This is a genomic window from Acidovorax sp. sif1233 (assembly GCF_019218755.1).
Classification (GTDB): Bacteria; Pseudomonadota; Gammaproteobacteria; order Burkholderiales; family Burkholderiaceae_C; genus Acidovorax.
The window spans coordinates 1-13,913 of the sequence record NZ_JAHUWZ010000001.1 but is presented as its reverse complement, the minus strand read 5'-3'; the positions used below and the strand labels follow the sequence as shown (position 1 = coordinate 13,913).

9 protein-coding genes and 1 pseudogene are annotated in these 13,913 nt (G+C 71.5%); 2 read left to right on the top strand and 8 right to left on the bottom strand.

Annotated elements, in window-relative coordinates:
• Window positions 1-32 precede the first annotated feature (32 nt).
• The 4 genes from KW843_RS00050 to KW843_RS00035 all read right to left on the bottom strand — a co-directional run bounded on the left by KW843_RS00050 (window position 33) and on the right by KW843_RS00035 (window position 5,047).
• Window positions 33-1,058, bottom strand: coding sequence for a pseudouridine synthase (locus KW843_RS00050; RefSeq protein WP_255591278.1), 1,026 nt, complete (start codon window positions 1,056-1,058; stop codon window positions 33-35).
• Window positions 1,059-1,164: 106 nt separating this feature from the next.
• Window positions 1,165-3,510, bottom strand: a complete 2,346-nt coding sequence (locus tag KW843_RS00045) for a bifunctional diguanylate cyclase/phosphodiesterase (protein ID WP_218293064.1) — start codon at window positions 3,508-3,510, stop codon at window positions 1,165-1,167.
• Entirely contained in the window at window positions 3,510-4,088 is a 579-nt protein-coding gene (locus KW843_RS00040; RefSeq protein WP_218294373.1) for a methylamine utilization protein, read from the bottom strand. The genes KW843_RS00045 and KW843_RS00040 overlap by 1 nt, the downstream gene beginning before the upstream one ends.
• A 68-nt stretch (window positions 4,089-4,156) precedes the next feature.
• A complete protein-coding gene (locus KW843_RS00035; protein WP_218293063.1) occupies window positions 4,157-5,047 on the bottom strand; it encodes a DUF4394 domain-containing protein in 891 nt (296 codons plus the stop codon).
• 394 nt (window positions 5,048-5,441) lie between these two features.
• Here KW843_RS00035 and KW843_RS00030 point away from each other — a divergent pair, with 394 nt between their 5' ends.
• On the top strand, window positions 5,442-7,145 hold the full coding sequence (locus KW843_RS00030; protein ID WP_218293062.1) for a methyl-accepting chemotaxis protein: 1,704 nt from the start codon (window positions 5,442-5,444) through the stop codon (window positions 7,143-7,145).
• A 13-nt stretch (window positions 7,146-7,158) separates the two neighbouring features.
• On the opposite strand, the gene KW843_RS00025 is transcribed toward KW843_RS00030, so the two are convergent.
• A complete protein-coding gene (locus KW843_RS00025) occupies window positions 7,159-7,896 on the bottom strand; it encodes a Crp/Fnr family transcriptional regulator (RefSeq protein WP_218293061.1) in 738 nt (245 codons plus the stop codon).
• A gap of 160 nt (window positions 7,897-8,056) precedes the next feature.
• On the opposite strand from KW843_RS00025, the gene KW843_RS00020 reads away from it, so the two are divergent.
• Window positions 8,057-9,244, top strand: a complete 1,188-nt coding sequence (locus KW843_RS00020) for an ABC transporter substrate-binding protein (RefSeq protein ID WP_218293060.1) — start codon at window positions 8,057-8,059, stop codon at window positions 9,242-9,244.
• Between the two features lie 82 nt (window positions 9,245-9,326).
• On the opposite strand, the gene KW843_RS00015 is transcribed toward KW843_RS00020, so the two are convergent.
• The 3 genes and pseudogenes from KW843_RS00015 to KW843_RS00005 form a co-directional block, all read right to left on the bottom strand.
• Window positions 9,327-11,732 carry a glycosyl hydrolase family 18 protein gene (locus KW843_RS00015; protein ID WP_218293059.1) on the bottom strand — a complete coding sequence of 802 codons (2,406 nt, stop codon included), beginning with the start codon at window positions 11,730-11,732 and terminating at the stop codon, window positions 9,327-9,329.
• 564 nt (window positions 11,733-12,296) lie between these two features.
• Window positions 12,297-13,157: a general secretion pathway protein GspB gene (locus tag KW843_RS00010; RefSeq protein ID WP_218293058.1), complete on the bottom strand. Its 861-nt coding sequence runs from the start codon at window positions 13,155-13,157 to the stop codon at window positions 12,297-12,299.
• A 2-nt stretch (window positions 13,158-13,159) separates the two neighbouring features.
• A pseudogene (locus KW843_RS00005) lies at window positions 13,160-13,913 on the bottom strand (peptidoglycan-binding protein); the annotation flags it as partial.

The window sequence follows — 13,913 nt, the reverse complement described above, 5'->3', positions numbered from 1 at the left end:
CGACACAGGAAGAAGCCGGGGCGCGCGGCCTGTCAGAACCGTTCGCCGGGAGAAAGGTAGCGCCACTGCCCGACCGGCAGGTTGCCCAGGGTGACACGGCCGATGCGAATGCGCTTGAGCCCCACCACCTTGAGCCCCACCAGCTCGCACATGCGGCGGATCTGGCGCTTCTTGCCTTCGGTGAGCACGAAGCGCAGCTGCTCGGGGTTCTGCCAGTCGACCTGGGCGTGCTTGAGCGGCTGGCCGTCGAGCGCCAGGCCGTGGCACAGCCGCGCGAGCTGTTCGCGCGGGAAGGCCGACTGCACGTCGGTGGCGACATCGCCGTACTGCACGCGCACGAGGTACTCCTTGTCCACCGTGGAGTCCTCGCCGATGAGCTGGCGCGCCACACGGCCGTCCTGGGTGAGAACGAGCAGGCCCACCGAATCGATGTCCAGCCGCCCGGCCGGCGCCAGGCCACGCAGCTGCGGCGGCGAGAACCGGTTGCGGCTGGGGTCGTCGCGCCAGTGCGTGCGGGGGTTGATCAACGCCACGGCGGGCGTGTGGCCGTCCTCGGCCTGCCCGCTCACATAGCCCATGGGCTTGTGCAGCAGGATGGTGACGCGCTGCTCCTGGAACCCCTGGGCGACCTTGTCGACCTCGATGCGGTCGGTGGGCAGCACCTGCACGCCCATCTCCGCGACCTCGCCATTGACCTTGACCCAGCCCTGGGCGATCCAGTCATCCGCCTCGCGCCGGGAGCACATGCCCAGCTCGGCCATGCGCTTGTTCAGGCGGGAGCTGACCAGGCCGTTGGGTGCCACGGTGCGTGCGGCAGGCGGGGGTGCCTGCCGCACCGGCGCGACAAAGCCGCCCGACGCCGTGCGGTAGGTGGGCGGTGCGGGCGCGCGGGAGGGCCGGGGCGGCGGCGCGGGACGGGCGGGCGCTGCCTTGGCCGCCTTGGCTTCGATGACGGGACGGCGAAGCACGGGGCGCGGCGCGGGTGCGGACGGGCCGCCGGCATCCGGGGCGGGAGCCGCTGCGGGGCCGGCGGGCGGACGGGAACTGGAAGAGGACATTGCGCGTATTTTCGCCTGTGGGCCGCACGGGCCTTGCGGGCCCGGCGCGGAAAGGCCGGCCAGCGGTGCCTCTGCGGCATCCGCCACCGGTGAAAAACCGGACAGCTTACCCCTGGCGCGCCTGCCAGGCCAGGAAATCATCGACGGGCAGGGGCCGTGCAATGTGGTAGCCCTGCGCCTCGTCGCACGCCAGTGAGCGCAGCCGCTCCAGGATGTCCGCGGTTTCCACGCCCTCGGCCACCACGCTGAGCCCCAGGTTGTGCGCCAGGTCGATGGTCGAGCGCACGATCATCGCGTCGTCCTCGCCCGCCGCCATGCCCATCACGAACGATTTGTCGATCTTGAGCTCGTCCACCGGCAGGCGCTTGAGGTAGGCCAGCGAGGAGTACCCCGTGCCGAAATCGTCGATGGAGAGCTTGAAGCCCTGCTGGGACAGGCGGTTGAGCATGGCCTCGGCGCGCTGGGGGTCGTCCATGATGGCGCTTTCGGTGATCTCCAGGCAGAAGGCGCTGGCGGACACGCCATGGCGTACCAGGATGTCGGCCAGCCGCGCGCTGAGCTCCGGGTCCAGCAGGTCGCGCGTGGACAGGTTGACCGAGACCCTGAGCGGCAGGCCCCGGGTGCGCGGGTCGGCCAGCAGGCGCGCGACCTCCTCGAACATCCACAGCGTGAGCTGGCGCACAAAGCCCGTCTGCTCGGCGAACGGGATGAACTGCATGGGCGGCACCAGGCCGCGCTGCGGATGCTGCCAGCGCACCAGGGCCTCGGCGGCCAGGCCGGGCTGGCCGCGCAGCGCCACCTTGGGCTGCAGGTACAGGCGCAGTTCGCGGTGTTCGACGGCGCGGCGCAGTTCGGTCAGCAGGGACAGGGTCTGCGTGCTGGCCGAATCGAACGACGCGTCGTACTGCAGCGCCCCGCTGAGCTTGCGCTTGGCGGCGTACATGGCGATCTCGGAACGGCTGAGCAGCGTGTCGGCATCGTCCGCGTCGCCTGGCCAGCAGGCAATGCCGATGCCGGCGCTCAGGTCCACCGTCTGGTCCTCGAAGGCCAGCGGCTCCTCGAACGAGCGCGTGATGCGCAGCGCGGTGTCGTGGGCGGCGGCCGCATCGGCGCCCTGCAGCAGCACGGCGAATTCGTTGCCGCCCAGGCGTGCCACCATGTGGCCGGGCAACGGCACCTGCTGGCGCAGGCGCTCGGCCACGGCCTGCAGCAGGCGGTCGCCAAAGGCATAGCCGAGCACGTCGTTCACATGCTTGAATCGGTCCAGGTCGAGCGTGAGCACGGCCAGCGGCTGCGGTGGCCCTGCCGCCACGCCGCCCGCGCCCGCGATCGCCTGCACCACCGCTTCGCGAAAGCGCTCCCGGTTGGGCAGTCCGGTGAGCCGGTCCCAGTAGGCCAGGCGGCGGATTTCCGTTTGCTGCGCGCCGATGTCCACGCGCATATGGTCGAACGAGCGCGCGAGGTTGCCGATCTCGTCGCTGCGGGCGGTGTGCGCCAGCGGCACGTCGTACTCGCCGCGCGAGAGGCGCTGCGTGGCGGCCAGCAGCGAGCGCAGCGGCGTGGTCAGGCGCTGCGCCACCAGCCCCGTGCCCACCGCGAACAGCAGCACGCCGGCGACGGTGATGATGGCCAGCAGCACCTGCAGCTGGCGGTAGGGCGCGAGCACCTCGTCCACCGAGCGCAGCAGCAGCGCCTGCACCTCGCCGCCCACGCTGTGCAGGCGGATGGTGCGCGCCAGCAAGGTGCCTTCCGGCGTCTGCAGTTCACCCGAAGCAATGCCCTGGCGCTGCAGCAGCGCCAGCGGGCCGGGCGGCAGCGTGCTCACGGGCACCTGGACCGAGCCGTCCGCGCCCTGGACGACCAGCGCCACATGCACCGACAGCAATTGCCGCATCTCGTCGGCCAGCGGCTGGTGGATGGGAAAGCCCATCAGCACCCAGCCGATGACCACCGGTGCGCGCAGCGGCACCATCACGAACTGGTAGGGCACGCCGTCCATCACCGCGATCTGGCTGCCCTGGGCCTGCGCGGCCAGCGGCGGCACCAGTTCGCGCAGGGTGGCCGGAAACGCCTCCATGCTGCCCGACAGGCTGACCGCGCGCAGCGTGAGGTCGGTGCCCAGCAGCGCCGTCACGGCGGCGCCGATGCGGCTGCCGTGGTTCTCCAGCACGGACTGGATGGTTTCCTCGTCGCCCGAATTCACGGCGGAGCGAAAGCCGTAGTCGGCCGCGAGCAGGGCCGAGCCCTGGCGCAGCTTGTCGGCGTTCTGTTCGAGGAGCCGGCGCCAGACGTTCTCGTCCAGGTCCAGGGCCTGGGCGATCTGGGCGCGCGCATTGCGCTCGATGGTGGCGCGCACCACCGCAAAACCCGCCGCCTGCACGATGAGCAGCAGCAGCAGCGAGAGTCCCACCAGCCGCAGGATCAGGCTGCGCCGCAGCAGGCGCAGCTGCATCAAGGCTGCAACCCCGCCAAACGCACCGACGCGGCGGCGCCGCCGGCGGCGGGCACCGTCAGCGCCTGCTCCTGCGCGGGGGCGCCCACCGGCAGCCGCGTGTGCCAGGCGCGCAGCGTGTAGGTGCCGGGCGGCACATTGTCGAGCTGCGCCCTGCCCGTGGCGGCGGAGCTGCGCGCGTAGTGCGGGGTGTCCACCACCAGTATCCAGCCCACCATCTGGTCGTGGATGTTGCAGCCGAGCACCACCACGCCCGGCCGGTCGAACAGCACGGGATTGGAGGGCGTACCGGTGTAGAGCTTGAGCTCGAATTTCTTGGCGGGCGAGAACGAATAGACGTGGTGGCGCACCGAGTCATGGTTGGGAAAGCGCACCTCGGTGCCCACCGGCACCACGAGCACGCCGGGCACGAACCTTCGCTTCTCCTGCGCCATCTCCACACCGGCCAGCGGCCGGGCCTGCCGGGCCGCGTCGGCCGAGTCGAGGAACACCACGGCGTCGGCCAGCGGCTTGCCCGCGGTGTCCAGCACGTCCACCTGCACCGTGGCACCCCGCGCCGCCGTGGCCAGGCCCGCCATGCACGCGCCGGCCAGCAGGAACGCGGCCACCGGGCGCCCGGTGCGGCGCGCGGGAAAGCAGGCATGCGTCATGGTTCGATGGCCATGCCCAGCAAGGGCGCGCCCTCGCCCACCCTGCCCAGCGCACGGGTGGCGCCAGTGTCCAGGTTCACCAGGTGCAGCCGCGTCTGGCCGTCGGCCGGCGTGCGCACGGCGATCAGCGCGGTGTTGCCGACATCCGAGATGTCGAACGACACATCGGTCAGGGGCCCCAGGCCCAGCGGCCCCACGGTGCGCAGCTGGCCGGTGTTCGGCGACACCACGGGCGTGGCGCCTTCCCGCGAGCCCTGCGTCACCAGCACGCCGAGCGCACGGTCGATGGCGTAGTTGGTGGTGAGCTTGCCGTCCTGCGCGTTGTAGGTATAGGCGGCGCCCGCGATATCGGGCGCGCGGCCGGCGTTCGTGTCGCTCCAGGCATAGCGCAGGGCCGGGTCGGGCTGCACGCCCTCGACGGCCGGGTCGCCGTCCACCACGGCGCCGGTGTCCGGGTGCAGCCGCAGGTTCTGGCCCGCGTTCGAGACGACGCGGATGCGGTCGGCCACGGGGTTGAAATCAAAGCCGAAGGCCGTCCCCCGCAGGGCCAGGACGGCCGGCGTTGGGCCCACGGGGCGCAGGGCCCCGGTGGGGATGTCGAGCGTGTACAGCCGCCCCGCCTGCGAGAGCGCATACAGCACGCCGCGCGCCACGCGAAAGTCCAGGCCCACCAGCCGCTCGCCCGGGGCCAGGCCCGTCACGGAGCGGCGCTCCAGGATGCGCTCCGGCTGGCCGGCATGGAAGGTGATGAGCTCGTGCGACGCCGTGACCGCGACGACCAGTTCGCGCTGGTCCGGCGCGGGTGCCGTGGCGCAGCTGGCGAGCGCGGCGACCACCAGCGCGGCGGCGGCGGCGCGGCACGCCAGGGGGAGGGAAAGCGGGTTCATCCTGAGGCCTCACATCTGTAACGGGTTTATACATGATGGGGTGCGCCACCGGGGGCCACCGGCCAACGAAGCACCCGTCAAGTGCTACCAATCAAATAGCAAAAAACCCAATGCAGTACACCGATTTGCCGTATTTTCCCTCATTTTCCACAGCCTCCACCCCGCCTTCTGCCCTGCGGGAGTGGTGCACGCCCTGGAAGGCCATTTGTAACAAACACCCATGCACAACGGGCATGGCGCCATCCGCAAGCCTCATGACACTTCTTGTCAATTCTGCCTACACTGCCCTGGGCCGGCGTGCGGGGCGCGGCCGCCGGCCCGGCTGATGCGGGCCCCGTTATTGCTTTGCCTTGTGCATCCCGATCCATTGCACCCAGAGACCTCAAGGAACACCATGCCGGCCGCTTCATCACTCAAATCCCTGTCGATCTCCAGCCGGCTCGGCCTGGGCTTCGGCTGCATGCTGGTGCTGGTGGTGGCCGTCGCTGCCGTGGGCCAGCTTTCCGTGGGCAAGGTGCATGAGCAGATGCGCCAGGTCACCGGTGCCGGCGCCAGCAAGTCCAAGCTCGTCAACGGCATGCTGGAGAGCGTGAGCGCCATCGGCATCCAGAGCCGCTCGGCGGCCATGCTCAACGACATCGACCCCAAGCAGGCACACGAACAGATCGCTGCCATTTCCGCGACGCTCAAGGAATACGGCCGCCAGGAAACCGCCCTGGGCGAACTCCTCACCCCCGCCGGCGCCACGCCCGCCGAGATCAAGCTGCTGGGCGAGGTGCAGGCGCTGGGCCGCAAGGCGCGCCCCGAGCTCGACAACGCGATCAAATCGGCCGACGACGGCGACACGGTGAGCGCGACCCTGGCACTGATGACCCGCGTGGCGCCCGTGGAAACCGCGTGGCGCGCCAAGCTGCGCGAACTCATCGAGCTGCAGAACAGCCTCAACGCCGACGCCACGGCCTCGGCCGAGCAGACCCAGAGCAACGCCCGCATGGTGGGCGGCCTGCTGGTGCTGCTGGCCATCGGGCTCGGCGCGCTGATCGCGTGGCGCATCACCGCCAGCATCACCGCCCCCATCGGCCGCGCCGTGGTGGTGGCGGAACGCATCGCGCGCGGCGACCTCACCTCGCAGGTGGAAGTGCGCATCCAGGACGAAACCGGCCGCCTGCTGGAAGCCATCGCCGCCATGCAGGAGCGCCTGCGCACGCTGGTGGGCGAGATCGGCCAGACCGCCGACTCCATCCTCGTGGCCAGTTCGGAAGTCGCCTCGGGCAACCTGGACCTGAGCCAGCGCACCGAGCAGACCTCGCACAATCTGCAGGGCGCGGCCACCGCGCTGGTGGACCTGACCGGCACCGTGTCGCAAAGCGCCGACTCGGCCCGCCAGGCCAACCAGCTCGCGTCCACCGCGTCCGACGCGGCCACGCGCGGGGGCGAGGTGGTGTCGCAGGTCGTGCGCACCATGGACACCATCAGCGCCAGTTCGCGCAAGATCGCCGACATCATCAGCGTGATCGACGGCATCGCCTTCCAGACCAACATCCTGGCCCTCAACGCCGCGGTGGAAGCCGCCCGCGCCGGCGAACAGGGCCGGGGCTTCGCCGTCGTGGCGGGCGAAGTGCGCAGCCTGGCCGGCCGCTCGGCCAATGCCGCGCGCGAGATCAAGGCCCTGATCGGCGCCAGCGTCGATCAGGTGCAGGAGGGCAGCACCCTGGTGAACCACGCGGGCAAGACCATCGAGGAGCTGGTGCTGTCGGTGCGCCGCGTGTCCGACATCATGGGCGAGATCACCGCCGCCACGCAGGAACAGAGCCAGCGCATCGGCCACGTGAGCCATTCGGTGGGCGAACTCGAGGAAATGACGCAGCAGAACGCCGCCCTCGTGGAGGAAGGGGCCGCGGCGGCCGACAGCCTCAAGGACCAGGCGGGCCGCCTCACCCAGATGGTGGGCACCTTCCGCCTCACGCGCGATGGCGGCGGCGAGAACCACTGGAGCGGCGGCGCGGCCTCGCCCGCGCCGGTGCCCGTACCGGCGCCCCCGCAGCGCGCCAGCCTGCAGCCCCCTTCGCGCGGCCAGCAACCCTCGCTGCCGGGCTGAGGCCCGCCGCCGCTCAAACGCCCTGCTGCAGCGGGAAGATGCTCGAGCGCAGCGCCAGCAGATCCAGCACGCGCAGGCCGCCGTATTCCACCCGGATCGCGCCCTGCGCCTCCAGCGCCGCCAGCGCCTCGTTCACGCGCTGGCGCGACAGGCCCACCAGATAGGCCAGCTCCTGCTGCGTGATGCGCAGCACCTCCCCCACGCCGGGGTACAGCACCGGGTTGAACAGCGATGCCAGGCTGCGGGCCACGCGCACGTCGGGGTTGTTCAGGCGGTCGATCTCGCGCGCGGCGATGAACTGGCCCAGCCGCTCGTTGAGCTGGTTCATCACGAAGCGGTTGAAGCCGATGGAGTGGTCCAGCAGCCAGTGGAAGCTGTCGATCGGCAACCCGGCCACCACGCTCTTGCGCAGCGCCTGGATGTTGTAGCGATAGGGCTCGCGCTTCAAGGCCGTGCCCTCGCCAAACCAGCCCCCGGGCGGCAGGCCGGCGTAGGTCATGGTCTGCCCCTGGGCGTTGTCGCTGCTCATCTTGAGCAGGCCCTCCACCACGCCAAACCAGTAGGTCACCGGCCGCCCCACCCGGCAGACGTAGTCGCCCGCGTTGGCGTCCCCCACCAGCAGCGACGCCACGGCCCGCTCGCGCTCGGCGGGCAGCAGCAGGCTCAGCCAGGGTATGCCGCCGAGCTCGTCCACCGTGGGCGGCCGGCGCCGCTGGTGGAGCGAAAGATCCTGGTTCATGCGTGAGTCCATGGCGGTGCGGGTCCGGGGGAGAGCGACAAAGGGGGCATGCGATGCGGGAATACCACGACCCGGATTGTCGTCAGAACGACAAAAAAATGTCAATTGTGACGGGATGATGTCGCCTCCCCAGCAGCCGATGCGCCCGCCTGGGCCACCCGAGGAGACACGCATGCCCGACAACCACCCGCCCGCAGGCCTGGCACGGCCAGCCATCCGCCCTTCGCCACGCCTTGCCCGGCGCCAGCTGCTGGCCGCGGCCGTCAGCCTGCCCTGGCTGGGACTGGGCAGCGCCCGCGCGCAGGAAGGGGCCATCCGGATTGCACAGTCCACCGCCCTCACCGGCCCGCTGGGCGATCTCGGCTCGGCCATGCACCAGGGCGCCAAGGCGGCGTTTGCGGGCATCAATGCACGGGGCGGCATCCACGGCAAGACCATCGAGCTGGTCACCCAGGACGACACCTACGACGTGCCCAAGGCGCTGGCCAACATGACGCAGTTCCTGGCCGATCCGGGCACCTTCGCGCTGTTCAACTGCATGGGCACGCCCATGATCGACGCCATGCTGCCCAAGGTGGTCGACAGCGGGATCCCGTTCTTCGCGCCGTTCACGGGCGCGCAGCTGAGCCGCACCAAGAGTGCCCGCAACGTGTTCAACATCCGCGCGAGCTACGCCGACGAGGCCGAAAAGCTGGTGCAGCACCTGTCCACCATCGGCATCCAGCGCATCGGCATCGTCTACCAGAACAACTCGTTCGGCAAAGAGGTGTTCACCGCCGCCAAGCAGTCGATGGACCGCCTCAAGCTGCCCGAGGCGCTGACCGTGACGGTGGAGAACAATGCCTCGGACGCGGGCACGGCGGCGGCCAAGCTGGCGGGCGGCAACCTCGAGGCCATCGTGATCGGCCTGGCGGGCAAGCCCACGCTGGAGTTCGTGAAGGCGTTCCGCGCCATCAAGCGCGGCGTGACGCTGTATGCGCTGTCGGTGATGGGCACGCCCGCCACCGTGAAGGCCCTGGGCGCGGACGCCACGGGCATGGCGATCTCGCAGGTCGTCCCGCTGCCCTCCAATGCGGTCATGCCGGTGGTGCGGGACTTTCAGGCGGCCTGGAAGGCGGCGGGCGCCACCGCAGAACCTTCGCACCTGGCGCTGGAGGGCTACATCAACGCCCGCGTGTTCGCCGAGGCACTGCAGCGCGCGGGGCGCAACGCCACGCGCGCCGCCTTCATCGATGCCACCTGGAACCTCAAGAAGTGGGACCTGGGCGGCTTCGAGATCCATGCCACCACCCCGGACCGCAACGCCTCGCGTTTTGTCGAGCTGACGCTGGTCGGGCGCGACGGGCGCTTCCTGCGCTGAGCCCGGGCCTCGGCGGCCTTCGGCCGTTCTGCCCTCCCCCGGCCACCGGACGGGCGCCGCCCGCCCCGTGGCGCGGGCGGAATCAGGGCACCTGAACCACCACCGCGGCGGACAGGGGGCCTTCGTTGCCGGACGCATCCAGCATGCTGACCTGGTAGCTGTGGCTGCCGCTGGGCGCGGTGGTGTCGGTGTAGGCCGGATCGGTGACCGTGGCGATCGCCACGCCGTCGCGGTACACCCGGTAGCTGGCGGCACTGCTTGCAATGAAGGACTTCTTGACCGCCTGCATCTGCGGGTTGGTGCCGGACTGCGGCAGATAGCCGTAGTTGATGGTCCACACCAGCGTGCCGCCCAGGCCCTGCTCGCGCACCCATTTGCCCTTCTCGGCGATGGAGCGCTCATCCTCGAAGCTCAGGTAGGTGACCGGCGTGGAGCCCCGGTACCAGGGCTGCGAGTACGTGATGTACCCCTGTTTGGCCACGTCGTCCCAGCGATAGGCGGCGCCGGGCTGCCCGAAGGCGTTTTCCTCCATCAGGCGCTGGTAGTTGTTCATCCAGTCGCCGTTGTCCACCCAGCCCTGCATGCCCGTGAGGTCCTGGCGCGGCCCCGTCACCGGACGGGGGTAGTACACGCCGTAGAGCCCGATGCCAATGCCCAGCTTGGTGCGCGGCACGCCCGCGTTCAGGTAGGCCTGCACCGTGGAGGCGATGGACGTGGGGTGCAGGTCGCCCTCGCCGAACAGGGGGGAGTGGTGCCACGACTTCCAGCCCCAGTCGCCCGCCATGCTGTAGGTCATCAGGTTGTACTGGTCCACCAGCTCGGCCACCTGGGCGTGCCAGGGCGTGATGTCCGGCTGGTTCTTGTTCACCCAGAAGCCGGGCCAGCTCAGCTCCAGCGGCGCGTTCGGCGCCTGGTAGCGGGCACGCAGCGCCGAGGCGGCGCGCAGCTCGCGCAGCAGCGCCAGGGCCTGGGCGCGGCCGGCCTCGGTGTCCAGCTTTTCTTCCCAGTCGATGTCCACGCCGTCGTAGTTTTTCTGCACCGCCTTGTCGAGGATGTTCTTGATGAAGCGTGCGCGCACCGTGGGGTTCGCCGTGGCGGCGATGAACCCCGCGCCATCGCTGTCCCCGCCCACCATCATCACCGCCTTGACGCCCGCCGCATGGGCCTTGGCGATCAGCGCATCCTCCACATGGGCGAGGTGGCCCGTTCCGGCGCCCTCCAGCAGATCGCCCGCCTGTCCGCCGGGCAGCGAGCCCAGGGCGGGCGCATAGCGGCCGAACACGAAATGGGTCATGGTGGTCATGTCGACGGCGTCCGGCGGGAACAGGTTCCAGAACCAGCCCGCGTAGTAGCCATTGACCCACTTGCCGCTCTTGGTCACGGGGTTCCAGCCAACACGCACGCCCTGCTGGGTGGCCGTGGCGGTGACGCCGCCCACCGGGGGCAGCGGGTTGCCTGCGTCCACCGTCACATTGACGAGCGCGCTGGTGGCCTGGCCCGCGCTGTTGACGCACTCCAGCGTGTAGGCGGCGCTGGCGGCAGGACTGACCTGCTCGCTGCCCTGCACCGGGCGCGCACCGCTCCAGCCACCCGAGGCGGTGCAGCCGGAGGCGTTCTGCGACTGCCAGTCCAGGCGCGCGCTTTCTCCCGGCCGGATGCGGCTGGGCGTCGCGGCGAAGCTGGCGATGGTGGGGGGCACCGGCGGCGGACTGTTGCGCACGAGGATCACCGTGGAGGCCCCGGTGGCGTCTCCCTGCGCGTTGCTGCAGCTCAGGCTGTAGGTGGTCGTCACCACCGGGCTGGCGGGGGCGGTGCCGCTGACGGGGCGGTCGCCGCTCCAGCCGCCGGATGCCGTGCACGTGGCGGCGTTCTCGGTGCTCCACGCCAGGGTGCTCGTGGCGCCAGCGTCAATGGTGCCCGGGTCCGCCCCGAACGACAGGATGCGTGGCGGCGCGGGCGGCGGCGGCTCGGCCCCGCCTTCGATGACGAGCTGGGCCAGGCCTTCTCCGCCGGCCTCGAAATACTCCATGCGCACCGTATGGTTGCCGGCCGCCAGGGGCAGTTCGGCCACGTCCATCGTGATGCCGTGCGGGGTCCAGTTGTCGATCACCCGCTGGCCGTTGACGAACACGCGCACGCCATCGTCGGTGAACGTCACGAACCGGGCGGTGCCGGCCGCAAAGGGCACCGAGGCCGTCCAGCGCGCGGAGAAACCGTCCACCGGCAGCCGGGGATCGGGGCTGTCGGTCATCCAGTAGCGGTCGATCGGCCCCTCCTCGCAGCGGGTCAGCACCGGTGCGCCGGACAGTCCGGTATTGGGAAAGTACTCCGCCAGCCACTGGCCCGGCGCGCAACTGGCCTGCGCCATCGCGCTGCCGCCGGCCAGCATCCAGGAGGCGGCCAATAGCCGCAGCAGGGTCCCGGCATGGCGGGACCGGATGCGCCAGGAGCGCGCTGCGCGCTCCCTCGCCGCTGGTAGATGGGGCATGGTGAAATTTCTCCTGGAAGACAAGGCAAAGGGCAAAGGAAAACAAAAACGCCGCGCGGCAGAACGGTGTGATTCCCGAATCAAATGTGGCTTTGACGCTTGTCCCATATTGATTCTTTGCTATTGGATTCATACCGGCAGCAGGCACGGCGCTTTGGCGGCGGCAGGCAGGAACGCAGGCCTTGCAGGCAGCGCTCCGCCACCGGGCCCATTGTCCGAAGGGGTGGGCGGCAAATCCATCCGACTGATGTCCTACGACCTTGTGCGCCGGGTCGTAAGACCCGCTCCACCCACCCCGAACACGGCGCGCGGCAGAAAGGCGTGGCCGCCCCGTGCACCGGCGCGGCCCCCCCGGTGGCGCACCGCGGTCCACCGGCCCGCACGGAACCCAGGCGTTCGCCGCCCTGCGGCGGCGGCCAGCCCCGCAAAAGCGCGCTCAGCGCGGCCCGCGCCAGGAGAGCAAAAGAGTCCACGGCCGCGCCACGGGCGGCCCTGGTGGAGCGGCAGGCGTCATGCAGACGCACCGGCCGGCATCCCAGGGGGTGCCGGCGCCCCGGGGACGCCCTATTGCGCGGCCACCGCGTACCGGTAGCCGCGGAAGGTCCAGACCGTGCGCCCCGGCTCGATCTTCTCCAGCACCAGGCCCGGCGCGGCCTGGTCGCCCTCGTGCAGCACCTGCCCGTTGACGATGGCCATGCGGTACACCGGGTTGCTGGAATGCGTGGCCCCCGTGACCTTGAGCGCGGGCAACTGCGCGCGCAGGGTGTCCGGCAGGTCGGTCTGGGCGAACACCGGGCTCGCGGGCGGCGGCGCGGCGCCGGGGTCCTGCGTGGCGCGCGGGGCAGACCCGTTGGCTGGGAGCGGGGCGCCAAGCGACTCACGCGGGCGCGCCGGATCGGCCGCCGGCGCCCGTGCGGCGGGTGGTGCCACCACCACCGCGGCCACAGGCCGCTCGCGCTCACGCGCGGTGCCGCCGCGCTTGTCCGCCGCGCGCTTGCTGTCCGCCGGGCGCGGCTCGGGTGCGGGCGCCGGCGGGGCCGTCCGGGCGAGCGCGGGCTCTGGCGGCGGCGCTGGCGCGGGCACGGAAGAAGCCAAGGGCGGCGGCGCCGCCAATGGAGCTGCCGTCGTGGCAGGTGCTGCGGGTGTGGCGGGCGCGGCAGGGGCAGGCGCCACCACGGCGGGCGCGGCCGGGGCCATCGCCGTCGCCACCGGGGCCTGCGGCCGCAGGGCCCACCAGGTACCTCCGGCCGCCAGCACGGCCACGCCCACCACCGCCGCCGCCACGGCCCACAGCGGGGCCGGCGCCGCCCGGTGGACGGCGGGCAATTCCCCGGCCGCGGGCGCGGCCTGGGAGTGCAGGCCCGGCACGGCCCCCCGGCCGCGTTCGGCGTCGGCACGCCGCAGCGCATCAAGGATGTAGGACATGGTCAGTCTCCGTTGCGCAGGCGCGGCTCGTTCACGCCCGTGGCGCGGTTGAGCAGCATGAGTGTCAGGGGGCCGGCACGGCCATCGGGCGTCACGCCCTGGGCCAGCTGGAAGCGGTGGATGCGCGACTGGCGCAGCGCGGGCGTCACCGGCCGGCTTCCGGAGCCCGTGCCGCCGGCCGCCTTGCTGGCCAGTTGCTGGTCCAGCCAGGCCGCGCCGGCCGGGGTGTCGCTGATCTCGCCGCGATCGGGCATGCCGGCCGGGGCGCGCCACAGCGTGGCGATGTCGCCGCGCCACGCCTGCGCCAGTTCGGCCACAGGCACCCGCAGCGTGCGGCCGCCGCCTTCCAGCGTGGCGGTCTCGCCGTCCAGGCCGCGCAGCAGCACGGAGACCGGGGCCTCGGCTTCATCCGACGGATACAGCGCGAGCAGCACGGGCCGGTCGATCTGCCGCACCAAGTTCAGGCCCGCGCGGCGGTTGCGGTAGCAGCGCAGCCCCTCGCGCGGCAAGGTGGCGCAAGCGTCCGCCCCCGCGGGCAGCTTCACGCCCCAGGCCGAGGCCAGCGCCTGCCAGGCTGGCGCATCGCTGGCGGGCTGCGCCAGCACGAATTGCTCCAGCGCGGAAGGTTGCGCCCCCGGCGGGATGGTGGCCGCGGCCGCCCCCTGCGCGGCGGACGCGGTGGACGCCGCCGCCAGCACCGCGGGCGCCACCAGGGGCGCGGCTACGGGCGGCGGGGGCGTGGCGGCGGGACGGGAG